The 21,318-nt window shown below is 71.4% G+C and carries 24 protein-coding genes; 11 read left to right on the forward strand and 13 right to left on the reverse strand.

The genetic code is table 11. The features are described from left to right. The first annotated feature begins 40 nt into the window (after positions 1-40). The 3 genes from ACZ5GT_RS15805 (at position 41) to ACZ5GT_RS15815 (ending at position 2,764) form a co-directional block, all read left to right on the forward strand. The gene (locus tag ACZ5GT_RS15805) at positions 41-640 is read left to right on the forward strand and encodes a hypothetical protein (RefSeq protein WP_469022386.1); all 600 of its coding nucleotides are present in this window, start codon (positions 41-43) and stop codon (positions 638-640) included. Positions 641-1,196: 556 nt separating this feature from the next. Continuing rightward, positions 1,197-2,198, forward strand: coding sequence for a sporulation protein (locus ACZ5GT_RS15810; protein ID WP_469022389.1), 1,002 nt, complete (start codon positions 1,197-1,199; stop codon positions 2,196-2,198). 110 nt (positions 2,199-2,308) lie between these two features. Further along, the gene (locus tag ACZ5GT_RS15815) at positions 2,309-2,764 is read left to right on the forward strand and encodes a tellurite resistance TerB family protein (RefSeq protein WP_469022394.1); all 456 of its coding nucleotides are present in this window, start codon (positions 2,309-2,311) and stop codon (positions 2,762-2,764) included. 86 nt (positions 2,765-2,850) lie between these two features. On the opposite strand, the gene ACZ5GT_RS15820 is transcribed toward ACZ5GT_RS15815, so the two are convergent. The 3 genes from ACZ5GT_RS15820 to ACZ5GT_RS15830 all read right to left on the reverse strand — a co-directional run bounded on the left by ACZ5GT_RS15820 (position 2,851) and on the right by ACZ5GT_RS15830 (position 4,578). Next, positions 2,851-3,783, reverse strand: a complete 933-nt coding sequence (locus tag ACZ5GT_RS15820; protein ID WP_469022398.1) for a M56 family metallopeptidase — start codon at positions 3,781-3,783, stop codon at positions 2,851-2,853. Between the two features lie 5 nt (positions 3,784-3,788). Beyond that, a complete protein-coding gene (locus tag ACZ5GT_RS15825) occupies positions 3,789-4,178 on the reverse strand; it encodes a BlaI/MecI/CopY family transcriptional regulator (protein ID WP_469022403.1) in 390 nt (129 codons plus the stop codon). Between the two features lie 184 nt (positions 4,179-4,362). Next, the gene (locus ACZ5GT_RS15830) at positions 4,363-4,578 is read right to left on the reverse strand and encodes a twin-arginine translocase TatA/TatE family subunit (RefSeq protein WP_469022408.1); all 216 of its coding nucleotides are present in this window, start codon (positions 4,576-4,578) and stop codon (positions 4,363-4,365) included. Positions 4,579-4,859: 281 nt separating this feature from the next. On the opposite strand from ACZ5GT_RS15830, the gene ACZ5GT_RS15835 reads away from it, so the two are divergent. Then, positions 4,860-5,123 carry a GlsB/YeaQ/YmgE family stress response membrane protein gene (locus ACZ5GT_RS15835; RefSeq protein ID WP_469022410.1) on the forward strand — a complete coding sequence of 88 codons (264 nt, stop codon included), beginning with the start codon at positions 4,860-4,862 and terminating at the stop codon, positions 5,121-5,123. 191 nt (positions 5,124-5,314) lie between these two features. Then, positions 5,315-5,491 (forward strand): hypothetical protein, encoded by a 177-nt coding sequence (locus ACZ5GT_RS15840; RefSeq protein ID WP_469022416.1) that lies wholly within the window; start codon positions 5,315-5,317, stop codon positions 5,489-5,491. 52 nt (positions 5,492-5,543) lie between these two features. Here ACZ5GT_RS15840 and ACZ5GT_RS15845 read toward each other — a convergent pair whose 3' ends face one another. Both ACZ5GT_RS15845 and ACZ5GT_RS15850 read right to left on the reverse strand, forming a co-directional pair. Further along, on the reverse strand, positions 5,544-6,131 hold the full coding sequence (locus tag ACZ5GT_RS15845) for a helix-turn-helix domain-containing protein (protein ID WP_469022421.1): 588 nt from the start codon (positions 6,129-6,131) through the stop codon (positions 5,544-5,546). Positions 6,132-6,147: 16 nt separating this feature from the next. Further along, positions 6,148-7,200, reverse strand: coding sequence for an isopenicillin N synthase family dioxygenase (locus ACZ5GT_RS15850; protein WP_469022427.1), 1,053 nt, complete (start codon positions 7,198-7,200; stop codon positions 6,148-6,150). Positions 7,201-7,467: 267 nt separating this feature from the next. On the opposite strand from ACZ5GT_RS15850, the gene ACZ5GT_RS15855 reads away from it, so the two are divergent. Continuing rightward, a complete protein-coding gene (locus ACZ5GT_RS15855) occupies positions 7,468-8,568 on the forward strand; it encodes an NADH:flavin oxidoreductase/NADH oxidase (protein ID WP_469022431.1) in 1,101 nt (366 codons plus the stop codon). 125 nt (positions 8,569-8,693) lie between these two features. On the opposite strand, the gene ACZ5GT_RS15860 is transcribed toward ACZ5GT_RS15855, so the two are convergent. From ACZ5GT_RS15860 to ACZ5GT_RS15875, 4 genes are all read right to left on the reverse strand, one after another. Beyond that, the gene (locus ACZ5GT_RS15860) at positions 8,694-10,343 is read right to left on the reverse strand and encodes a hypothetical protein (RefSeq protein ID WP_469022433.1); all 1,650 of its coding nucleotides are present in this window, start codon (positions 10,341-10,343) and stop codon (positions 8,694-8,696) included. Between the two features lie 90 nt (positions 10,344-10,433). Next, a complete protein-coding gene (locus ACZ5GT_RS15865; RefSeq protein WP_469022436.1) occupies positions 10,434-10,625 on the reverse strand; it encodes a hypothetical protein in 192 nt (63 codons plus the stop codon). Beyond that, positions 10,622-10,900: a hypothetical protein gene (locus ACZ5GT_RS15870; protein ID WP_469022439.1), complete on the reverse strand. Its 279-nt coding sequence runs from the start codon at positions 10,898-10,900 to the stop codon at positions 10,622-10,624. Before ACZ5GT_RS15870 ends, ACZ5GT_RS15865 begins: the two co-directional genes overlap by 4 nt. Positions 10,901-11,115: 215 nt before the next feature. Beyond that, the gene (locus tag ACZ5GT_RS15875) at positions 11,116-12,339 is read right to left on the reverse strand and encodes a Rieske 2Fe-2S domain-containing protein (RefSeq protein ID WP_469022442.1); all 1,224 of its coding nucleotides are present in this window, start codon (positions 12,337-12,339) and stop codon (positions 11,116-11,118) included. A 266-nt stretch (positions 12,340-12,605) separates the two neighbouring features. Here ACZ5GT_RS15875 and ACZ5GT_RS15880 point away from each other — a divergent pair, with 266 nt between their 5' ends. Further along, positions 12,606-13,493, forward strand: a complete 888-nt coding sequence (locus tag ACZ5GT_RS15880) for an MBL fold metallo-hydrolase (protein ID WP_469022448.1) — start codon at positions 12,606-12,608, stop codon at positions 13,491-13,493. A gap of 265 nt (positions 13,494-13,758) precedes the next feature. Here the strand turns inward: ACZ5GT_RS15880 and ACZ5GT_RS15885 are convergent, their stop codons facing one another. The 3 genes from ACZ5GT_RS15885 to ACZ5GT_RS15895 all read right to left on the reverse strand — a co-directional run bounded on the left by ACZ5GT_RS15885 (position 13,759) and on the right by ACZ5GT_RS15895 (position 16,653). Further along, positions 13,759-14,409 carry a tetratricopeptide repeat protein gene (locus tag ACZ5GT_RS15885; RefSeq protein WP_469022453.1) on the reverse strand — a complete coding sequence of 217 codons (651 nt, stop codon included), beginning with the start codon at positions 14,407-14,409 and terminating at the stop codon, positions 13,759-13,761. Positions 14,410-14,554: 145 nt separating this feature from the next. After that, positions 14,555-15,013, reverse strand: a complete 459-nt coding sequence (locus tag ACZ5GT_RS15890) for a DUF5709 domain-containing protein (protein WP_469022671.1) — start codon at positions 15,011-15,013, stop codon at positions 14,555-14,557. A 263-nt stretch (positions 15,014-15,276) separates the two neighbouring features. Beyond that, positions 15,277-16,653 (reverse strand): FAD-dependent oxidoreductase, encoded by a 1,377-nt coding sequence (locus ACZ5GT_RS15895; RefSeq protein ID WP_469022456.1) that lies wholly within the window; start codon positions 16,651-16,653, stop codon positions 15,277-15,279. Between the two features lie 71 nt (positions 16,654-16,724). Here ACZ5GT_RS15895 and ACZ5GT_RS15900 point away from each other — a divergent pair, with 71 nt between their 5' ends. Then, positions 16,725-17,738 carry an AraC family transcriptional regulator gene (locus ACZ5GT_RS15900; protein WP_469022462.1) on the forward strand — a complete coding sequence of 338 codons (1,014 nt, stop codon included), beginning with the start codon at positions 16,725-16,727 and terminating at the stop codon, positions 17,736-17,738. 74 nt (positions 17,739-17,812) lie between these two features. On the opposite strand, the gene ACZ5GT_RS15905 is transcribed toward ACZ5GT_RS15900, so the two are convergent. After that, a complete protein-coding gene (locus ACZ5GT_RS15905) occupies positions 17,813-18,649 on the reverse strand; it encodes an alpha/beta fold hydrolase (protein WP_469022465.1) in 837 nt (278 codons plus the stop codon). A 461-nt stretch (positions 18,650-19,110) separates the two neighbouring features. On the opposite strand from ACZ5GT_RS15905, the gene ACZ5GT_RS15910 reads away from it, so the two are divergent. The 3 genes from ACZ5GT_RS15910 (at position 19,111) to ACZ5GT_RS15920 (ending at position 21,278) form a co-directional block, all read left to right on the forward strand. Further along, a complete protein-coding gene (locus ACZ5GT_RS15910; RefSeq protein ID WP_469022468.1) occupies positions 19,111-19,836 on the forward strand; it encodes an alpha/beta fold hydrolase in 726 nt (241 codons plus the stop codon). A gap of 157 nt (positions 19,837-19,993) precedes the next feature. Next, positions 19,994-20,926: a pirin family protein gene (locus ACZ5GT_RS15915; RefSeq protein ID WP_469022471.1), complete on the forward strand. Its 933-nt coding sequence runs from the start codon at positions 19,994-19,996 to the stop codon at positions 20,924-20,926. A 10-nt stretch (positions 20,927-20,936) separates the two neighbouring features. Next, a complete protein-coding gene (locus ACZ5GT_RS15920) occupies positions 20,937-21,278 on the forward strand; it encodes a GNAT family N-acetyltransferase (protein ID WP_469022474.1) in 342 nt (113 codons plus the stop codon). The last annotated feature ends 40 nt before the right edge of the window (positions 21,279-21,318 follow it).

Consider the following 21,318-nt stretch of genomic DNA (forward strand, 5'->3'; position numbering starts at 1 on the left):
AGCATGCGCTGCATCATCCACACTGAGGGAGTGAACGGCTGTGCCCACCACATCAGCCACCACCACGATCCGGTCGCGATATGCCGAGCAGGCGATCTCCGATCTGGCCGAGAATCGCCGCCGACAGAAGGAATTGACCCGTCAACTGGAGGCGCTGCAGCAGGAGGAGACACTGCTGCTGAACATCCTGAAGCTCGCGGGGCCTTCTGACGCCGCCTCGGATCTGACCTCCGTACCGCAGCAGGCACAGAACGAGGCGGAGGTGCCGGCGCCCGTCACCCCGGCCACCTCGCCCGACGCCGCCGAAGCCCCGGCGAAGCGTCCGCGTGACACGGGTGCGAGCCCTGACACCCGCCGGCGCAAGGCGCCCGCCGACGGGACCGGCGCCAAGGGTGCGGGCAAGCAGGAAGAGCGGCCCGCGCTCCTCCAGGACCTGCTGCTGGAGCTGCTCGGCGCGCACAGCGAGCCCCGTCTCGCGGCGGAACTGCGTGAGGAACTGCTGGGCGCGCACCCGGACCGGCAGCCCACGCCGCAGGTCGTGCGCAACACGCTGGAGGCGCTGGTGGCCAAGGGGCGCATCCAGCGGCACAAGCAGAACAGGTCGGTCATGTACACCGTGGTGGAGTCGAACGACGCCTGAGCCGCCGAGTCGTGGCCGACGGAACGCGGGTCGGGCCGGCTGACGTGGTCGTCCCGCACCAGTGCGTGCCGACTTCCGTCGGTGTGCGCCTGCTTCCGTCGGTGTCACGGCGGACGATCGCCCCGCCTTCGATGCCGCCCGCGCACACCCGCCCCGCACGGTCGGTCTCCGAACCGTCCGGTATCCCCTCCACACCTGGACCGGCCTGCGCTCCGCAAACAGTTGACAGCGCTCCCCCGCCTTCGTGCTTCCGCCGGACGACTGACAGCCTCGGCGATGATCCACTGATCCGCTGATCCAGTGATCGTGTGAGTCGTCCGGCCGGAGCGGGCTCCCGGTAAAGAGTCCGCAAAGCGCCCTCGTCAAGCAACCCGCACCTGCCATTCGGGGGCTCTTTTCAGCCGTTCGTTCCAGGCGTGCCGTCGCACGGCCCCGGAAGGCCGCACCGCACCTTAGGCTTCTACAGACATGTAGAAACGAGGAGCCGTGGCGGACACCCCCGGTCACCTCCTCGGACATCCCGCCGTGACACGCACGTAAAGGAGTGAACGCCCCGATGGTGTTCAAACGGCTGCTCGGTTCGCTCGGCATGGGCGGGCCCACGGTGGACACGGTCCTCGACCCCGGTGCCGCCCTTCCCGGTGGCACCCTGTCAGGACAGGTCCAACTCAAGGGCGGCACCGTCGACTTCGACATTGACCAGATCACCCTCGAACTCGTCGCCCGCGTCGAAGCGGAGCACGAGCACGGGGAGAGCGAAGGCACCGTCGCCTTCGAGAGGTTCACCGTCGGCGGCGGCTTCCGCCTGAGCGAGGGCGAGCACCGCAGCGTCCCGTTCCGTGTCGGCCTGCCGTGGGAGACCCCGGTCACCGAACTGCACGGGCAGCCGCTGGGCATCGCGCTCGGCGTGCGCACCGAACTGGCGGTCTCCGGGGCGAAGGACAAGGGCGACCTGGATCCGCTCGCGGTTCGCCCGCTGCCCGCGCAGGAGGCGGTACTGGAGGCGCTGGGGCAGCTGGGGTTCGGCTTCAGGTCCGCCGATCTCGAGCTCGGCCACATCGGCGGCACCGGCCAGCGACTGCCCTTCTACCAGGAGATCGAGCTAACTCCCGCCCCGCAGTACGCGCACCAGCTGAACGAGCTGGAGGTCACCTTCCTCGCCGGCCCCGGCGGCCTGGAGGTCGTACTGGAGGCGGACAAGCGCGGCGGCATGTTCACGGCCGACCACGACGCGCTCACCCGCTTCACCGTCTCCCACGATGCCGCCCAGGACTGGAACGCACTGGTCGACGGCTGGGTCCGGCAGCTCCTGGAGCACCGCTCCTCCTACGACACCCACGCCTCCTACGGGCACGGCGACCCGTACCCGGGCCACGGCGGCCACCACAGCCACGACGACCACCACGGGGGGCACCAGCGCTCCGGGCCGGGCATGGGCACCGCCATCGCCGCGGGTGCCGCGGGCCTGGCGGTCGGTGTCGTCGGCGGCATGGTCGCGGCCGAAGTCGTCGACGAGGTGGGCGACTTCTTCGAAGGAGAGGACGAGGGAGAGGACTGAGGGCGCCTACGGAGGGCGCCTGACACCCTGCTAACTTCTACACGACTGTAGATATTTCGAGCCCGGGGCCGCACGTGGCCCCGGGACTCCCGTCGAGACCAGGAGCGTTCATGGCCCTGTGGGACCGCATCAAGGAATCCGCCACCACCATGCAGACCCAGTTGGCGGCGAAGAAGAACGACCTCAAGAGCGGCGCCTTCCGCGACGCCTCCATGGCGATGTGCGCGCTCGTGGCGGCCGCGGACGGCACCGTCGACCCGTCCGAGCGGCAGCGGGTGGCGCAGCTCATCGCCACCAACGAGGTGCTGCAGAACTTCCCCGCCGACGACCTGCGCCGCCGTTTCGAGGACAACCTCGCCAAGCTCGCCGCCGACTTCGACTTCGGCAAGGTCGGTGTGCTGCAGGAGATCGCCAAGGCGAAGAAGAAGCCCGCGGAGGCGCGTGCCGTCATCCAGATCGGCATCGTCATCGGCGGCGCCGACGGCGACTTCGACAAGGACGAGCAGGCCGTCGTCCGCGAGGCGTGCTTCGCCCTCGACCTGCCGCCGCACGAGTTCGACCTGTGACCGCCGCCGTGGCGTGAATCGCGGCACCACCGTGGCGCAGACCGTCCGTGAGCCGTGCCGCCGACCGGCGGCACGGCTCACGCGTTCTACAGCGGGGTGGCCGCCTTCAGCACGAGGAACAGCGTGACGGCCGAATTCGCCGACGACAGCGCGGACGCCATGGTGCCCGCGGCGGCAGTCCACGCCGCCAGGCCCACCGCGGTGAACACCGGCGGCCACACCCGCACGGCGGGAGCCGGGCCGAGCAGGGCGGCCACCCGGCGCGGCACCGGTCCGGCCGAGGCGAAGCCGGCCAGTGCCGGCGCCGGGGTGCCCGGGGAGACCAGCGCCGCCTTGCCGACCGCGAGGGCCATCGCCCGGCGGCTGCCGATCCGTTCCGCCGCCTCCTCGTCCGCCCACCGCTCGACGGTGTAGGACACCGACGTACGCAAAGGCCGCAGGAACGGGTTCGCCCGCGCCGCGAGCTGCACCAGCAGCAGGAACCGGTGATGACGGCCGGCCAGATGGGCCCGCTCGTGGGCGAACAGCGCCCGGCGTTCCCGCCCGTCCAGGCAGGACAGCATGGCCGTGGACACCACGACCCGGCCCCGGTGGCCCGAGGGCAGCGCATACGCGTACGGCACCTCGTCGGGCAGCACCGCCACCGACCTCCTCGGCAGCCCCGCCAGAGCCGCTTCGGCCCGCCGCCGTACCCGGAGCTGCCGCCACAGCACCCGTGAGCAGGCCACCACCACGGTGAGCAGAGCGGGAATGGCGGCCTTGCCCGCGACCTCGTCGTACGGGACGGCTTCGCGCACCTCCTCGTCCGACCAGCCGTCCGGCAGTGGGTTGCCCGGCAGCTGGGCAGTGCCCACGACCATCAGCAGCGCCAGACAGACCGTGCTGCACGCCGCCAGGACCCCGGCCGTCAGCGACAGCAGCCACGTCGCGGTCCGCGGGTGAAGATGCTGCTCGGCCAGCCGCGCCACCGGCCAAGCCGTCAGCGGCAGCACGAGCGGCAGGAAGACGAAGACCCCCATGGGCTTCAGTCTGTTCCTTCCTGGTCGGGCCGGCCCAGCAACTGCCGCAGCAGACGTTCGTCGTCCGGGTCCAACGAGGTGACGAAGCGGGCCAGCACCGCTTCCCGGTCGCTCTCCCGGTCGAGCAGCTTGCGCATCTTGCGCGCGGCGAGTCCGGCCTGGTCCGACACCGGCGTCCACACGAAGGACCGGCCCGCGCGCTCCCGGGTCACCGCGCCTTTGGCGAGCAGCCGGGTCAGGATGGTGATCACGGTCGTGTAGGCGAGGTCCCCACCGAGGCGTTCCTGCACCCAGCCCGCCGACGCGGGCTCGCGCGCCTCGCGCAGCGCCGAGAGGACCAGCCCCTCCAGCTCCCCCTGCCCCCGTCGCCGGGGACGCTGCCACTGGTCGCTCACGCCTTCTCCCATCCGCCTGTCACCACGTCACGAGCCGCAGACCGTGGAGGCGGCCCGTACCGGCCCCTCCCTGAGATCATGCCTCGGCGGTGCGCTCGCCCTGCCGTCGGCCACCGCCTCCCGCGCGGCACCCCTCGGCGACCGACCTGAGCGTACGCCGACCCACCGGTGCGGCCGCACCCGTTCAGGCCGCCGGGGGCCGGTCGTCGCGTCGCAGGACGGTGCCTTCCACGACCGGCCCGGAAGACGGCGCCGGGTCCTGCTCCTTCAGCGCCTTGGCCTCGCTCTTGAAGATCCGTGCCGCCTTGCCCGCGGACCGCGTCAGCTCGGGCAGCTTCTTGACGCCGAGGACGACGACCACCACGAGAAGGATCAGCGCCAGCTCACTCAGGCCGAACATCAGATGTGCTTCCTCTCCACGGACGGCGACGTCAAGGACCCGACGCCCCGCCGATATCTACATTGCTGTAGAAGTCTGACGCAGAGGGTGATCACTCAACAAGCCCGCCTTCCGGCACGGTGGCCGGGAACAGTGTGCCGCGCCGGGGACGCCCGACAATTCACGGTCACCGTCTTCTGCGGGATCCGTGCGCAGGCGCCACCGGCCGTCGAAGCGGAACCGACTGTCCCCGCCCACAGCGGGCACACGTACCCGAGGACAGGACCGACCAAGGGACGGACATGGAGATCTCCGGCATCATCAGCGCCATCGTCATCGGCGTCGTCATCGGCGTCCTCGGCCGGCTCGTCGTCCCCGGACGCCAGCACATCGGCATGCTGTGGACCATCGTCGTCGGCATCGTGGCCGCCCTCATCGGCTCCGCCATCGCCGCCGGCCTCGGCGTCGCCGACACCAAGGGCGTCGACTGGATCGAATGGCTCATCCAGATCGCGCTCGCCGCCCTCGGCGTCACCGCCCTCGACCGCGCCAAAATCCACCGCTGAGCGCCGGCCCACGGCGGCAGGCAACTGTGCCGGGCGGGCCGGTGGCCGGTGAGGCGCCATGCCGCGGCCCGGCGGGCTCCGCCGGGCCGCGGCACGCTGCCGGTGTCGCCCGCTTGGCCCCGGCAACAGGCCGACCCGGGCCGGCCGTGCTCGTATTGGGAGTGTTCCCCACATCGACCTGGGAGGTGACCATGCACGAAATGTGGCAGGGCGCGGACCCCTCAGGAGAACCGGTGTGGCATGTCCTGACGCCTGACAAGACCGCCACGTTGTGCGGTGTGGAGAAGCCGGAGCAGCCCAGCCGTCAGGAGCCGACGGACAAGCACTGCTTCGCCTGCATGAGGGCGTTCCAGGCAGCCATGGTGTGACTCCGGTGTCAGTCAGGCGCACCAAGGCATACCAAGGTGTGCCCAGGTGCACTCAGGAGTGCCGTGCGTGGGCGATGACGTGGAGGACCCGTACGGGTCCGTCCGCGGTGGCCGCCCAGCGGCAGCGCGCCTTGGCGGGGTAGAAGATCGTGTCACGCGGGCCGAGGCGGTACCTGCCGTCGCCTGCGACGTCCACGTCGAGACGGCCGGCGATCAGGTAGGTGGCGGCCGGGGTGGGGTAGTCGAACCACTCGTTGTGGTTCTGGGTGTGGTCGAACTCCATCTCGGAGAGTTCGAAGGAATGGTGGGTCAGGCCGGCCATGAAGCGGACCGGGATGGCCGATTCCTCGGTACTGGCGATCCGGCGGCCCCCGTGCGCCCGTACCACGGTCGCGCCGGGCCTCGGCGTCACGACCGGCAGCAGGTCTCCGGGAGTGACGTCGAGCGCTGTCGCGATGCGGTACGGGCTCAGCATGGACGGCGAGGCCTCGCCGCGTTCGATCTTGCTCAGGAACGGCTGCCTGATGCCGGCCGTCTCGGCCAACTGCCGCATCAGGAGGCCGCGTTCGGTGCGCCAGCGGCGAATGCGTTCGCCGACGGCGAGGGCGACTGCGTCGGACCCGGGTTCTTCGGCTTCCATCAGCGGGAACGCCGGTCTACGAACCCTGCTGAGCCGCGAGGACCCGGGAGGCCTCACGCACGGCGGCGGTATTGGCCTTGCCGTGCCGCGAGCCGGCCGGCTTGGCCGCGATGTGGTCGCGAACGAGGATCGGCTCGTAGGCCATGCCGCCGTCGGCGTCGAGGTGGCTGGGCAGGGTGGCGACGGTCGCGTCGATGTTGCCGTCGTGGAAGAACGCCACCGACCGGCGCCGCCTGATCGTGCCGTCGATCACCGGCGGCTTCACACGGTGGAGGGTGGACATCCACCGGTCGTTGGTGAGCCGGGCGGTGAGGTCCCCCAGGTTGATCAGCAGAGCGCCGTCGATGGGCTGGACGTCGTGCCAGACGTTGTCGCGGCCGAGGACCTGCAGGCCGGCGACCTGGTCGGCCCACAGGACGGTGACGAGGCCGAAGTCGGTGTGCTCGCCCATGCCGGTCAGGTCGCCGTCGAGGGAGACGTCGGTGCCCTCGGGAAGGGCGTAGTTGTTCATCCGCAGGACGTCGACGGAGTGGTCGGTGAGGTGCTCGAAGAAGTCGCCGGGTTCTCCGAGCGCGTCGGCGAAGACGGTCATCAGGGTGCGGGCGACCCGGGCGGCGTGGTCGTAGTAGGCCTCGGCCCTGGGGCGGAAGGAGTCGATGTCGGGCCAGACGTTGATGCCGTAGTCGGCCTCGGACAGGTCCAGTTCCTCGAACCAGCGCGCTTCGGAGCCGATGTTGAACGCCTCGAAGAAGTCGTTCATGCGCGACGCCGACTCCACACCGAGGCTGAGGCTCAGCGACTCGCTCTTCGGCGGGCTGTAGCCGCGGTTGCCCGGCACCTGGTACGCCTTCTTCTCCTCGATGCCGAGCGCGAAGAAGCCGTCGACCGCTTCGGTCAGGCCGGCGATCACGTCGTCGGGCACGCGATGGCCGAGGATCTGCACGAAGCCGACGGTGGCGCAGGCCTCGTCCATGGCGCGGGCGACGGCCGCGCGCGCCTGGGCGCCGCCCTGCTCCGTGTAGGCGGATATGTCCACGACGGGAACGGTGAACGGGCTGTTGTCGGGCATGGGTTCCTCCGGAGGCCCTGAAGCTTGAACGCTGGAAGGCTGCTGGCGAGGAAGGTGACGTCCAGATTCTCCTGAGGAATGCGCATTCCTTGGATGAATGGGACGTCACGGTCACGTTGCCCGGCCGGGTCGATGCGAACGCAGGTAGGCGGCGGGAATAAGAAACCCGCGCATGCAATTGGTCTACGGTGAGCGTGTTCCGCGTCCGCGGGGTGCGCCGCCCGTCCGCCGTCCGTCGTCCGCCCAGGACACTGCCAAGGAGTTCGTGTGACCTCCCTCTTCACGCCCTACGATCTCAGGTCGCTGACCGTTCCCAACCGCATCTGGATGGCCGCGATGTGCCAGTACAGCGCCGAACCCGAGGGCGAAGCGGTCGGAGTTCCCACGGACTGGCACTTCACGCACCTGGCGGCGCGGGCCACCGGCGGGGCAGGGCTGATCATCACCGAGGCCACGGCCGTCAGCCCGGAGGGCCGGATCAGCCCGTACGACCTCGGCATCTGGAACGACACCCAGCTCGCGGCGTTCCGTCGCATCACCTCCTTCCTGACCTCGCAGGGCGTCGTCCCGGGCATCCAGTTGGCGCACGCCGGGCGCAAGGCGTCGACCGAGCGGACCTGGGTCGACCGCGGCCGGCAGATCCGCCCGGACGAGCCCTACGGCTGGCGGCCGGTCGCCCCCAGCGCTGTCCCCTTCGCGGACTCCGCCACCACTCCGGCGGAGCTGACCGCGGACCAGATCCGGGAGGTCGTCGGGCAGTTCGGCCAGGCCGCCGAACGCGCACTGCGGGCGGGTTTCCAGGTCGCCGAGGTCCACGGGGCCCACGGCTACCTGATCCACCAGTTCCTCTCCCCGCACAGCAACCACCGCACGGACGAGTACGGCGGCTCCTTCGAGAACCGCATCCGCTTCGCGCTGGAGGTCGTCGACGCCGTGCGCGCGGTGTGGCCGGACGAGCTGCCGGTGTTCTTCCGGGTCTCCGCCACCGACTGGCTCAGCGAGAATCCCGAGGACGGCCGCGAGGGCTGGACCGCCGACGACACCGTCCGCCTCGCCAAGGAGTTGCAGATCCGCGGCGTCGACCTGATGGACGTCTCCACCGGCGGCATCGCCCCCGACGCCCGGATCGAGGCCGGTCCCGGCTACCAGGTGCCCTTCGCCGAGCGGGTACGCAACGAGACCGGCATGCCGGTGGCAGCCGTAGGGATGATCACCGAGCCCGCCCAGGCCCAGGAGATCGTCGCCTCGGGCCGCGCCGACGCCGTTCTCCTGGCCCGCGAGCTGCTCCGCGACCCCTACTGGCCGCGCCACGCCGCCGCGGCGCTCGGCGGCCGGGTGCCCACGCCCGTCCAGTACCACCGGGCCTGACCGAGCGGTGGGCGGGACACCGTTCCCGCCCACCGTCGGCCCTCATCTGTTCAGGCATCCCACACGTGTGTCACCGGCGTTCCGGGACCACGTGTCGACGCCCGTGACCGGTCCCCGGTCGTGGCCTAGGAACCGAATCCGCCGATCACATCGCTCATCGGGTAGCTGTAGATCTCCCGCTTGCACGACGAGCAGGAGCTCGGCGCGTGCTCACTCAGTGACCAGAGCTGGGGAGCGAGGCCGGTGCCCCTGCCGTGCGTCAGGTAGAGGTCCTCGGGGCCGATGGCCGACTTCAGGACGGTCGGGGCGGCGACGAGACGGGCGGTGCCGTCGACCGTCTGCACGGTCGCCTGCAGCAGGCGGCCGGTGCTGTAGCCGTTGCTGCGGTGGAAGTACCACTTGCCCTCGTAGCGCATGACACCCTGGATCTTGTGCCACAGGGCTTCGCCGTTCAACGTCCCCGTGGCCGGCAGGCCGTAGGCCGCGTCCGCGTCGGCGAGGGTGCCCGTCGAGCCTTCGACGGCTGCCGTCAGTGCGGTCATCGGGTACGTGGCGACCCGACCGGGGCTGTTGTCGGGGTTGTCGCGGCCGGGGTTGAGGTTGCAGTACTCACCGATGACCATGTGGTCCGTGCCGGTGCGGTCCAGCGAGACGTAAGACACCTTGGGACGGCCGGTCGCGTAGCACTGGTTTTGGTCCGTGGGGCCGCCGTTCCGCGCCGTCGTCATCTTCAGCGAGGCGACCTGGGGCATGACGTACCGGTAGCCGAAGCTGTACCAGACGTTGCTCTGGCGGCCGATCAGCTTCTTCTCCGTGACGTCGCTCTCCAGCCCGTCGGGGGTCGGGTCGTTGACGGCGTCGTCGTTGTCCGGGTTGAGGTCCAGGATCTGACGCATGTCGAACACCCGCAGTCCGTTGGCGGTGTCGGCGACGTACAGGTAGTTGCCGTACCAGGTCATGCCGCCCGCGTGGATGCCGTTCTGCGCCGCGCAGGACGGCGTCACGATCGACACGCACGAGCCTTCGCGCGCGTGCAGGGCGTCGAAGGAGATGTGGTTCTTGGAGTTGACGTACGGCCAGACCAGCAGCACGTGACGGTACTCGTGCGAGGTCGTGTTGAAGAAGCTGACGCGGACGCCCTTCTCGTTGCAGGCGTCGGAGGCGGTGGACAGCAGGCAGTTGTTGAGTCCGCCGGAGGCGTAGTCGCTGCGCCCCGGGTTCTCCGCGTCGTAGGAGGCGACGGCCAGCGGGTTGGAGTCAGAGGTCCCCCAGGTCTCGTCCTCCTGGGCGTCCGAGATGCCGGTGATGGCCTGCGGCACCCACTCCGTGGACGTGGCGTCGTCGCTCTTCCAGCAGACGCGGTGGTACGGCGTCAGGTCGGAGTCGTAGATCGTCTTGGTGCCGCATCCGTCGTCCCAGGCGGCGTCCCGGTTGGTGTTCTCCACCTTCATCAGATCGGTGAGGGTCTCTTTGGGCAGCGCTGCGTCCAGCTGCGACACCAGCCCGCTGAGGTCGCCGCCCTTCTTGAGCTGGAAATCCCTGGGGCGACCCGCGACCAGCGTGGAGGTCCCCGTCGTGGTGGCGCCGGCGAAGTCGTCCTGCTCCCCGGCGCCCTCGTCGTCGAAGCTGTCGTCCGGCATACCCGCTTCGTAGGCGGTGGTGGGGTCGTCCGCCGCCGCGGCGGGGGCCGCGTTCGACACCGGTACGAGCCCGAGCAGCACGCCGGTCACCAGCGCACGGACGACGAAGCGCGCCCTGCGGGAGGGTCTTCCCATCTGGAGCCTTTCCTCAGGAGCGGCTGACACGACGTCAGCCGCATGAGGGAAGAACGTTAGCAATCATGATCGTGGGATTGCATGCACCTGTCAGCGCACCCCGTCGCGGCCTGCGACCGTGCAGAAGTAGCGGCCGTCCGCGGGGGCGGCGGCCGCTCCGCCCCCGACGGAGGTCACCACCGTGGACTCCACCCGCCCCCGCTCCGCCAGCACCATGCCCACGGCGGTCTGCGGAGCCTGCTGCGAGAGGCAGACCGCCAGCACCAGCACGGCACCGATCAACGCCCGTCCGGCCCGCACGCCGGCCAGGTACAGCGCGAGCGCGGCGGCGCAGACCAGGCCGCCCTCCCCGTCCGCCAGGCGCCGATCCCGTACCAGGTGCCGGCGACCGAGCTGCCGACGATCAGCGCCGCCGCCAGAGACCCGGCCAGGAGCCCCTTCGCGGCCGACCACCGCGGGGGCAGGCCGACGAACTCGGCCGGACCCCACACCGCGGACCGCAGATACGCCATCAGGTCCGTCTCGGCTGCGACCGCGGACCGGTGTCTTCGGCGCATGGCAGCTCCCTCCCCCTCGTCCATGATCCCGGCGTCAAGGGCACACGACGGACCCGCTCCGCCGCCGGCCGGGCGTGGACACACAGCCGCCGTCGCCGGGATGCCGCAGCGGGGCGGCCACCGCTGCGTGATTCCCATGCATTATGCAAGCAGGCATCTCGTCGGGTGGCGGGCGGGTGCGGCGGCCTGTCAACTGCCTCACGGATGACCGTTGTTCACTCTCCGCCGTCCGCCCGCCCGCCCGGGCGCGCAGACGCGTCCGGTCGCGAGCCGCTGTGGCCGTCGGCCGACGCCGGCCGGTCGCACGGCGGGGTGGTCCCGCAAGCCGCGGGCCGGCATCCGCCGGCAAGCGGGACGCCGTTGGCCCGCAGCACTTCCCGGACGTCCAGGATCAGGGGGAAGACCTCCTGGTTGCGGTCCTCGCCCTGCTCGTCCCACGCCCGCTGCTCGGCTTCGACGGCCATGCGGTCCTCGGCGAACACCCGCTCGGTGAAGCGCCTGATCAACGGCCAGGCCAGAGGAAGGACGCCGGGCATCCGGGGCTTCTCGATCATGAGCAGCCCGAAGGCGCGGCAGGTCCGCTGCTCGGCGCCCTCGGGAACGTACGCCACCCAGAGGCGGAAGGCGGGACGCTCGGCCTTCTCCGGGACGAGGTCGAGCGTCTGGTAGGGGTACTCGGTCCGGATGGTCATCACATCGGCGGAATCGCCGCCGCGCAGGCCCTCGCCGGCCAGCAGACCGGCGCCGAGGTTGCGCTTCCCGCCGGCGTGGGTGAACAGGTACCTGGCCTCCACGGATCGTGCGGAGGTCCGGTGTTCCAGCAGTTCGGGGCGGAGTCTGCCGACCACACCCCGGTGCAGGAACTGGTGGTTCATGTCGAGCAGGTTCTCGTGCATGAACGAGTAGTGGCAGCGCACCGACCGGGAGAAGGTCATGGTCCGGTACCGGGGTGAGCCGAACTCCGGCAGCACGGGCAGCGCGGCGGCCGATGCCTGCCGCGGGTCGCCGGGGAACACGAACAGCAGGCCGTAGGCCTCGTGGACGGGGTAGCCGCGCACGCCGCGCGGCGGCCGGTGGTCGCCCTTGGACAGGTACGGGATCTGCGAGATCCGGCCGTCGCCTCGGTAGGCCCACGCGTGATAGCAGCAGCGGAGCACCTCGCCGTCCACGACGCCCATGCTCAGCGGCACCTGCCGGTGGGCGCACCGGTCCTCCAGCGCGTGGACCGCGCCGCTCTCACCGCGGTAGAGCGCGATGCGCTCACCGGCGAAGGCGGTGGCGACCACCCGGCCCTTGCGCACATCCCCCGACCGGGCCACCGGATACCAGTAGTCCGGGTTCGCCCCGAGACGCCTCAGGTCGACGGGACCGTGATCCGGATCGTGGCGTCCTCGGGGGCGCCGACGTCCACCGGTTGCGTCGATGTCGGTGTCGGTCATACGTCTCCCCTCGTCCACGGGACGGCACCCGCCCATGCTGACCGCCGGCCGCGGCCACGGCCCGCCCAGCACGTCCGGACGGGTGAGCGGCGCGTCGGCTCCGGCGGTCCGCAGACCCGAACGTCCTGACCGGCGGCGTCCGGACCGCCCAGAGCAGCGTGCTGCCGCAAGTACAAGGTCCAGGCTCTCTTCCTTCGTCCGCACGGCCCGGGATATCCCTGATGGTGAGCGGCCGGCCGGCGGGCGCGGCGTGGAAGGAGCGGGCCATGGGCGATGAGCAGTTCGAGGGCGACTGGCATGTGGACGGGCGTTGCACCAACTGCGACGTGGCCCGGCAGCTTGCCCCCGGCCTGATCGGCGAGGCCGGGGGCCGCTCGGTCATGCTGCGCCGGCCACACGGCCGGTCCGAGCTCCGGCAGCTCCATGCCGCCGCGTACGCCTGCCCCACGCGGTCCGTCCGTCCGCCGGCCGGACGGCTGGACGCGGCATGGGACCCGTTTCCGATGGCTCTGGACGACACCGTGTACCTGTGCGGGCACAACTCCCCGCGCACCGCGGGAGCCAACTCCTACCTGTTACGCCGCCCCGACGGCACCGCGGTCATGGTGGACACGCCGCGCTGGAGCACGTCGTCGGCCACGCGCTACGAGACGCTGGGCCCCGTCACCGACGTCCTGCTCACCCACCGCGACCACGCCGCACACGGCCGCGCTTACGCCGACCGCTTCGGCGCCCGGCTGTGGATCCACGAGGGCGACCTCGATGCCGCCCCGGACGCCGACCGCGTACTCCGTGGCACCGACCCGGCGGAGATCACCGACGGTGTCGTCGCCTTCCCGCTCCCCGGACACACGCGGGGCAGCGTGCTCTACCTCGCCGACGAGCGGTACTGCTTCAGCGGCGACAGCTTCTACTGGTCGCGCACGACCGCGGACGTCGAGGTGGCCGACAGTGTCACCTGGTACTCCATCGAGGAGCTGGCCTCCTCTCTGGCCCGGACCGTCGGCCGACTGCGCTTCGAGTGGCTGCTGCCGGGCCACGGCGACCGCCGGCGCCTCCCCGCCGACGACATGGCCCGGCGGCTGCGACGGCTGACCGCGCGGACCCGCGAACTGCGGCCCCGCCCGGTCGACTTCACCGCGGTGCGCTGGTGACGGCCCGGCACCCGCCCCCTGCACCGCCCGTGCCGGATGACCGATCAGAGCCTCGGCCCGGACCACGGCGCGACACCGGCGTCCCCGGCCTCAACCTGTCGACGCACACCCTCGCCCGCGCGGTCATCACGGCACGCTTCTCCGTGGACCGACCGACGCACACGTGTGCCGACGGCCGGCAGACGCGGGTCCCGGCCGACGGCCCGTATGACAGCCCTGGCGGCGTCGCGGGCGAACCGGACACAACTGCCGAACGGCAGCGTCGTCACACCGGGCCGAGCCTTTCACGCGCTGCCGTCGCCCAGCCCAGAACACCCCTTGCTCCACTCTTCTCGGCCAGTGCCGTGGCCTCGTCCAGCAGCGCCGCCACGTCGCCCTGGCGACCCTCCTCCGCGGCGAACTCGGCAAGGGTGATCAGGTTCGCGGCGACTCCCGGCAGAAAGCCGATCTCGCGACGGAGGCGGGTGGACTCCTCCAGGCGTGCTTTCGCCGCCTCCGTCTCTCCGGCCATGTGCTCGGCGAAGCCGAGGTGTCGCAGCACGTAGGACTTCGTCAGCTTGTCGTCGGCCGCGGTGGCCAGACCGAGGGCACGGGTGAAGGCAGGCAGGGCTTTCTCCGTATCACCGCGGACCACCTGGTGGAAGGTGCCTGCCCAGAAGAGTGCCTCGCCCTCTCCCCGCGCATCGCCGGCCCGCTCGTACAAAGTCGCTGCGCGCTCGAAGAGTTCCAGCTCCTGTGCGTCTTCGACGTGCTCCTCCAGGAAGCGGGCATGCACGAGGCGGCCTCGGGCAAGGGCGACGTCGGCCTCGAGGCTGTCGAGTCCGGCTTCCGCGACGGCCAGGGCATCACCGTCTCCGCCGAAGACGGCCCGCTCGTAGAGGAGTCGGGCCTGCTCGATTCGTTTGTCGGCAGTCATGCGGTGAGCGTACGGCCGCAGGCCGCCGGCCCGCCGATCATTTGCGACTGCCGGTGCCCGGCCCGCGCCGCCGGGCGTCGGGCGTCGGTCAGACGGTGACGGCCCGTCCGGCGGGTGGGCGAGCCGTCACCCGAGTGTCCTCCGCTCAGCCTTCGAGGTACGTGTCGGACTCGGCGACGAGATGCATGGCCGCCTCCTCCGCCGAGGCGCCGGCGCCGTCCAGGCCCACGTCGGAGGCGACCAGGCCGGACCGCCGGGCCAACGCGTCGCCCGCGTCGGGCGCGAGGAGACGGCCCGCCCGTTCGTCGCCGACCTCCGCGTCCAGGAGCTCACCGTCGGTGTCCCAGGTGTCCCCGATACCGTCACCCAGCCGCATCGCGACGTCGGGCTCCTCCTCGGCCAGACGCTCGTCCAGGCTCTCCCCACGCAGCCGCTCGGCCGCCGTGACGCCGGTGTGCTGCACGCCCCACGGCCGCTCCGGAGGCGAATACCCCTCGTCGAGAGCCTCGTCGCCCGCCCGGTAGTCCAGAGTGTCCGAGGCGTCCAGCACCCCGACGTCGTCCTGCACCTCGGAACCGTCCGGCTGGTAGACGTCGTCGCCCATCGCTTCGTCGGTCAACTGCGCTCCTCGTTCCCGGTTCGGCGCGGGGCGACGGTTCAGCCGTCCTGTCACGCGCCTTCCATGCACCGGCCCCCTCCGGGCGACGGCGAGTCCCCAGCGTATCCGCGCCGTTCACCGGGCGCTCGGCGTCCGCCGGAGAGACCGGCAGGAGTCACTCTCGGGCACATGATGTGCACGGCGGGACCACGTCCAGGGCCGCTCAGGGCCGGCGTCGGCGACCGTGAGCGCCGCCGACCCACGACGGGCTACTGACGCACCGCGGCGAGGACTTCGTTGAACGCCTCGGTCGAACTGGGGTGGGTGTAGACGGTGTCGCGGAGTTCACTCGCCGTGACCCCGTGCCGCATGGCCAGGGCGACCGTGTTGATCAGCTCCTGGGAGTCGACGCTCAGCAGAGCGGCGCCGAGGACGCGGTCCGTGGCGGCGTCGATCACGAACTTCATCAGGCCGCGGGTCTCGCCGACGATCTTCGCGCGCGGCATGGCGGCGATCCGCGCGACGGGCTTCGCCGCGACCCGCACGTCGTGGCCGCGTTCACGCGCCTCGCGCTCGGTCATGCCCACCCGGGACAGCGGCGGAGTCGTGAACAGGGTGTAGGGGACGGCCTCGCGGTCCGCCGTCGTACGGGCCCCGGAGCCGAGCAACTGGTCGGCGACGACGCGGCTGTCGTCGAGGGAGATGTAGGTGAACTGCGGCCCGCCGTTGACGTCGCCGACCGCGTAGATGTGCGGTCTGCTGGTACGCAGGTGCTCGTCCACCACGATCGCGCCCCTGTCGGTGGTCCGCACTCCCGCCGCCGCCAGCCCCAGCCCGGCGGTCGCGGGCCTGCGGCCGGTGGCGGCCAGCACGGCCTCGGCGTCGAGGGCGTGGTCCTGGCCGGCGACCCGGTAGTGCACCGTGGCGTGCCCCGCGCCGTCCGTGATCCGCGTGACCTCGGCTCCCGTGACGAAGGTGACGCCCTCGTCCCGGAGGACGTCGACGACGGCCCGCGCCACGTCCGCGTCCTCGCGCGGCAGGATCCGCGGTCCGGCCTCCAGCACGGTGACCTCGGACCCGAACTTCCGGTACATCCCGGCGAATTCGAGCCCGAGGTAGCCCGCGCCGAGGACTGCCATGCGGGCGGGCAGTTCGGTCCCGCGCACCAAGTCGGTGCTGACGCGCGTGTACGCGCTGGAGCGGAGACCGGGAACGTCCGGGAGCACCGGCTCGGCACCGGTGTTGACGACGATCGTCGGCGCGGTGACGACCAGCCGGTCGTCACCGGCGCTCACCTCGACGGACTTCTCGTCGAGGAAGCGCGCCCGCCCCGTGATCACGGTGACGGAGTCGATGTCGTCGAGCATGCTGAAATTACGGTCCCGCAGCGCCTCGGTCAGCGACATGGTCTTGCGGACCGCGGCGCGCAGGGCGTCGCGCGGCGGCTCATCGGGGCGACGCGCCTGCGCGTGGTGGATCAGGGCCTTCGTCGGCACACAGCCGATGTTGATGCAGGTGCCGCCGTACATCTGCGACGACTGCTCGACGAGGACGACGCGGCGTCCGGCGGCACCCATCCGCGCGGCGAGCGTCTTGCCGCCCTTGCCGAAGCCGATGACGAGGAGATCGACATGCATGGTGTCCATGCCCCTGACCTTCCCTCCTGCGCAACGCGATGACAAGGTGAGGATGTCGCATTTTCTGTCGAGGAAGTTTCATGGACGCTCTGAGTCGCCTCATCCGTCTCGCGCGCCTGCGCGGCAGCGTGGACGTCCGCTGCCTGGTCGCCGGCCGCTACACCCTGGACAATCCGGCGTCCGGGGCCGGTCAGGCCCCGTTCCACCTGCTGCTGAGCGGCGCCTGTGAGCTGGAACTGCCCGGCCGGCGGATCGAGGTGGCGGCGGGCGACCTGGTGCTCCTTCCGCGCGGCGCGGCGCACCGGATGCACGTCCGGGGCAGGCGGACGGCAGCGCACGTCGAGCGCCGTGACGCGGGCCCGTACGAACTCGTCGGCAACGCGACGGCCCAGGTGACGGCAGAGACTACGGACGAGACGACGGAGCGTGCCGCGAACGCCCGGCGGAGCGGACCGGATGACCCCGTCGACCTGTTCTGCGGCCACTACGCCTGGGAGCCGGGACCGGGGCAGGTCCTGATGAGCATGCTTCCCGAGGTCGTCCACGTCCGCCTCGGGGCCGGGGCGGGCGACGCACCGGACTCCCTGGGCCGCCTCGGAGCGCTGGGACCGCTCAGCGACCTCATGCGTGCGGAGGCCCGCGCCGCCACCCCGGGCACCGAGGCGGTGCTGGACGCGCTGTGCGACATCCTGCTGGCGATGGCGCTGCGCGGCACACCGGGGCTCGGGCGGACGGTGTGGCTCGCCTCGGCCGAGGACGTCGTACGGACCGTGACCGAGGCGGTGCTCGGCGACCCCGCCCACGACTGGGACATCGAGAAGTTCGCCGCCCTCAACGCCATGTCCCGGGCGACCTTCATCCGGCACTTCGCCCGCGAGGCGGGGATGAACCCGGGCGACTACCTGACCCGGCTGCGGATGCTGCTCGCGGCCGACCTGCTCACAGGCACCGACCGTCCCGTCGGCGCCGTCGCCGGCGCCGTCGGGTACAGCTCGGAGTCCGCCTTCGGCCGGGCCTTCCGGCTGGCCACCGGGAGCACACCCGCGCGGTTGCGCCGGGCGGCCCGTGAACGGGAGCGGCAGCCGGGGAACTGACGTGCGTGCGGCCGGCTCCGGCGGCCGGCCGGCGCGGCCCGTGCGCAGGCCCGTCGAGCGGGCCTGCGGCGGGGTCACTTCCGCAGGAAGGCGAGGAGCGCGGTGTTGACCTCCTCCGCGTGGGTCCACAGCAGACCGTGCGGGGCTCCCTCGATCTCCACGTAGTCGGCGGACGGGAGCGCCTTGTGGAAGGGGCGCGCGGTTCCCTCGACGGGCAGGATGCGGTCGCCCGTGCCGTGCAGGATGAGGGCCGGCACGTCGATGGCCGGGATGTCGGCCCGGAAGTCGGTGTACCAGGTGGACGGCGCGGCGGCGGCCGCGAAGAAGCCGCCGCCCGCCGCGACGTTCCAGCTGTTGCGCACGGCCTCCTCGCTGATCCTGCTGCCGAGGTTCTCGTCGAGGTTGTAGAAGTCCTTGTAGAAGTCCGTGTAGTACGCGTAACGGTCCGCCTTGACCGCCGCGACGACGCCGTCGAAGAACTCCTTCGGGGCGACCCCGTCGGGGTTGTCGTCGGTCTTCAGCAGGCAGGGCTCCAGCGAGGCCAGGAAGGCGACCTTGGCGATCCGGGCGGTGCCGTAGCGGGACACGTACCGGGCGACCTCTCCGGTGCCCATGGAGAAGCCGACCAGGACGGCGTCGCGCAGATCGAGGGTCTCCAGCACGGTGTTCAGGTCGGCCGCGAAGGTGTCGTAGTCGTAGCCGGTGGTCGGCTGGCTGGACTGGCCGAAGCCACGGCGGTCGTAGGTGATCACGCGGTAGCCGGCGTCCAGCAGCACGGCGCTCTGCCGCTCCCAGGAGTGGCCGTCGAGCGGGAAGCCGTGGATGAGGACGACCGGCTGCCCGGTGCCGTGGTCCTCGTAGTACAGGTCGATGGCGGTGGAGTTCTCCTGGCCCACGGTGATGTATGGCACGGGCTTCGTTCCTTCGTACGGAGTGGGTGGCACGCGCAGGACCAGGTTTCGTCTCGGCATGCGCGGCACGGGATGTCCGCACGCTAAGGCGAGCGCCGCACCGCCTGTTGTCCTCCGACGCACCGCTTGTTGCCTGGAAGTGCCAGGCCACCGCCCCCGCTCCTCTCGCGGGCGCGCACGGACCACAGGTGATGCACCGACAGACAAGACGCCTTCCCCGGCCGCTCCTAACGTGCTGTTCGCACCCGCGGTCCGTCCCCGGCCGGACGCCGTATGTGTCGGTCCGGCCCGGTGAAGCGCCTCGGTCGAGGCGGTGGTTCCGCTCTCCGGCGCCGCTCGCTCCCGGCGAAACGGCGAAGCGGCCAGACGGCCAGGCGGCCAAGCGGCCAAGCGGCGGACCCGTTCCCGCCCGGCCGGCCGCGTGTCAGCCGATCACCACGACATTCACAGGGAGTTGTTTCGTGTCCCGTTCCGACCGTCCGACCGTCGTCCTGGTTCACGGCGCCTTCGCCGATGCCTCCAGCTTCGCCCGCGTCATCCCGGAACTGATCGCCCGCGGCCTGGACGTGGTGGCCCCGGCGGTGCCCAACCGCAGCCTGCTGTGCGATTCCGCGTACGTGGCCTCGGTCGTCCGTCAGACACCCGGACCGGTCGTCCTGGTCGGGCACTCCTACGGCGGCGCCGTCATCACCGTCGCCGGGGTGGAGGACAACGTCAGGGCGCTGGTCTACCTGGCCGGTTATGCCCTGGAGGAGAACGAGAGCCTGGGCGAGCTGCAGGGCGGCTTCCCGGACTCCGACCTCGCCTCCGCCCTCGTGTACACGCCGTTCCCGGTCGAGGGTTCGGACACCCCGGGCACCGATGTGTCGGTCGAGATCGACAAGTTCCCCGCCGTCTTCGCCGCCGACGTCGACCCCGGCCTGGCCTCCGTGCTCGCCGTCTCCCAGCGTCCGCTGGCCGCGCTGGCCTTCAGCGAGAAGGCGCCGAGCGCGGCCTGGAAGACCAAGCCCTCCTGGGGGCTGGTCGCCACCGCAGACCACACCCTCAACCCCGATGTGCAGCGTCACGGCTACCGCCGGGCCGGGATGACCACCGTGGAGGTCGACTCCTCGCACCTGGTGATGCTCGCCCACCCCGAGCGCGTCGTGGAGCTGATCGAGGAGGCCGTGCGGGCGACCGCCGAGTGAGCCGGGCCGCCCCGCGGCCGACCGCCGCGGGGCGGTGGCCCGCAGGCCGCCGGTTGCCCTTCCCAGCCGTCCTGGAACCCTGAGACGTCCGCACGCGCGTACCCGTCCCGGTCGGTCCGGGCATGCGCCGCCCTCACCGCCCTGAAGGAAGTCGACGATGAACCAACCGATCCCGCCGCGGGTCGACGTGCTGTCCGCACGGGACGTGCCCCTGGGCGGCCCACGAGCCATGACCGTACGGCGCACGCTGCCGCAGCGGGCCCGGACACTGATCGGCGCCTGGTGCTTCGTCGACCACTACGGCCCGGACGACGTCGCCGACACCGGCGGCATGGACGTCCCTCCCCATCCGCACACCGGTCTGCAGACCGTGAGCTGGCTGTTCAGCGGGGAGATCGAGCACCGCGACAGCCTGGGCGTCCACGCGTTCGTACGCCCCGGCGAGCTGAACCTGATGACGGGCGGGTACGGCATCAGCCACTCCGAGGTGTCCACCGCCGGCACCACGGTCCTGCACGGCGTCCAACTGTGGGTGGCGCTGCCCGAAGCGCACCGGCACACCGGCCGCGACTTCAGCCACTACGTGCCGGGCCCGGTCCGGGCGGGCGGGGCCGGCATCAGGGTGTTCCTGGGATCCCTCGCCGGCGACACCTCCCCGGTGCGGACCTTCACGCCCCTGCTCGGCGCCGAACTCGTCCTCGACCCGGGCTCGACGACCACGCTCCCGGTGAGCGCGGACTTCGAGCACGGCCTGCTCGTCGACCAGGGGGACGTCCGCATGGCCGGAACGCTCCTGCGCCCGGCGGAACTGGGCTGCCTCGGCACGGGACACGACACCCTGACCCTGACGAACGAGACGGACGCCCCCGCTCGTGCGGTCCTGCTCGGCGGGACGCCGTTCGAGGAACAGATCGTCATGTGGTGGAACTTCATCGGCCGCAGCCACGAGGACATCGTCGAGGCCCGGCAAGCCTGGGAGAACGGATCCGACCGCTTCGGCGGCGTCGACGGTCACGACGGCCACCGCCTTCCCGCACCCGCCCTGCCCCGCACCACCATCGCCCCGCGCAAGAACCCGACGCACCACTGAAAGGCGCACCATGGCACAGCCCGCCACCACTCCGACCGTCCGGCGAGTCGACGAGAAGCACCGGTACGAGATCCTCGTCGACGGCACGGTCGCCGGCCTCACCGCCTATCGCGACCACGACGACCAGCGCGTTTTCTACCACACCGAAGTCGGCGACGCCTTCGCCGGGCAGGGCCTGGCCTCGGTCCTCGTCCAGCACGCCCTCACCGACGTGCGCGCCGTGGGGAAGCGCATCGTTCCGGTCTGCCCCTACGTGGCGAAGTTCCTGGAGAAGCACGACGAATTCGCCGACATCGCCGACCCCGTGACCCCCGACGTCCTGCGGTGGCTGGAGACCGTGCTGGGGCGGTGACCGCCCGACGGGGCGAACACCGCGGCCTTCATCTCCATCC

This window comes from Streptomyces sp. NPDC031340, assembly GCF_055569945.1.

Coding starts and splice junctions, on each gene's coding strand:
- ACZ5GT_RS15920 (WP_469022474.1), top strand. CDS start 20,937: ATGGCACAGCCCGCCACCACTCCGACCGTCCGGCGAGTCGACGAGAAG.
- ACZ5GT_RS15820 (WP_469022398.1), bottom strand. CDS start 3,783: ATGGGGGTCTTCGTCTTCCTGCCGCTCGTGCTGCCGCTGACGGCTTGG.
- ACZ5GT_RS15850 (WP_469022427.1), bottom strand. CDS start 7,200: ATGCCCGACAACAGCCCGTTCACCGTTCCCGTCGTGGACATATCCGCC.
- ACZ5GT_RS15900 (WP_469022462.1), top strand. CDS start 16,725: ATGGACGCTCTGAGTCGCCTCATCCGTCTCGCGCGCCTGCGCGGCAGC.
- ACZ5GT_RS15815 (WP_469022394.1), top strand. CDS start 2,309: ATGGCCCTGTGGGACCGCATCAAGGAATCCGCCACCACCATGCAGACC.
- ACZ5GT_RS15885 (WP_469022453.1), bottom strand. CDS start 14,409: ATGACTGCCGACAAACGAATCGAGCAGGCCCGACTCCTCTACGAGCGG.
- ACZ5GT_RS15875 (WP_469022442.1), bottom strand. CDS start 12,339: ATGACCGACACCGACATCGACGCAACCGGTGGACGTCGGCGCCCCCGA.
- ACZ5GT_RS15870 (WP_469022439.1), bottom strand. CDS start 10,900: ATGCGCCGAAGACACCGGTCCGCGGTCGCAGCCGAGACGGACCTGATG.
- ACZ5GT_RS15810 (WP_469022389.1), top strand. CDS start 1,197: ATGGTGTTCAAACGGCTGCTCGGTTCGCTCGGCATGGGCGGGCCCACG.
- ACZ5GT_RS15890 (WP_469022671.1), bottom strand. CDS start 15,013: ATGGGCGACGACGTCTACCAGCCGGACGGTTCCGAGGTGCAGGACGAC.
- ACZ5GT_RS15845 (WP_469022421.1), bottom strand. CDS start 6,131: ATGGAAGCCGAAGAACCCGGGTCCGACGCAGTCGCCCTCGCCGTCGGC.
- ACZ5GT_RS15895 (WP_469022456.1), bottom strand. CDS start 16,653: ATGGACACCATGCATGTCGATCTCCTCGTCATCGGCTTCGGCAAGGGC.
- ACZ5GT_RS15880 (WP_469022448.1), top strand. CDS start 12,606: ATGGGCGATGAGCAGTTCGAGGGCGACTGGCATGTGGACGGGCGTTGC.
- ACZ5GT_RS15915 (WP_469022471.1), top strand. CDS start 19,994: ATGAACCAACCGATCCCGCCGCGGGTCGACGTGCTGTCCGCACGGGAC.
- ACZ5GT_RS15830 (WP_469022408.1), bottom strand. CDS start 4,578: ATGTTCGGCCTGAGTGAGCTGGCGCTGATCCTTCTCGTGGTGGTCGTC.
- ACZ5GT_RS15840 (WP_469022416.1), top strand. CDS start 5,315: ATGCACGAAATGTGGCAGGGCGCGGACCCCTCAGGAGAACCGGTGTGG.
- ACZ5GT_RS15860 (WP_469022433.1), bottom strand. CDS start 10,343: ATGGGAAGACCCTCCCGCAGGGCGCGCTTCGTCGTCCGTGCGCTGGTG.
- ACZ5GT_RS15835 (WP_469022410.1), top strand. CDS start 4,860: ATGGAGATCTCCGGCATCATCAGCGCCATCGTCATCGGCGTCGTCATC.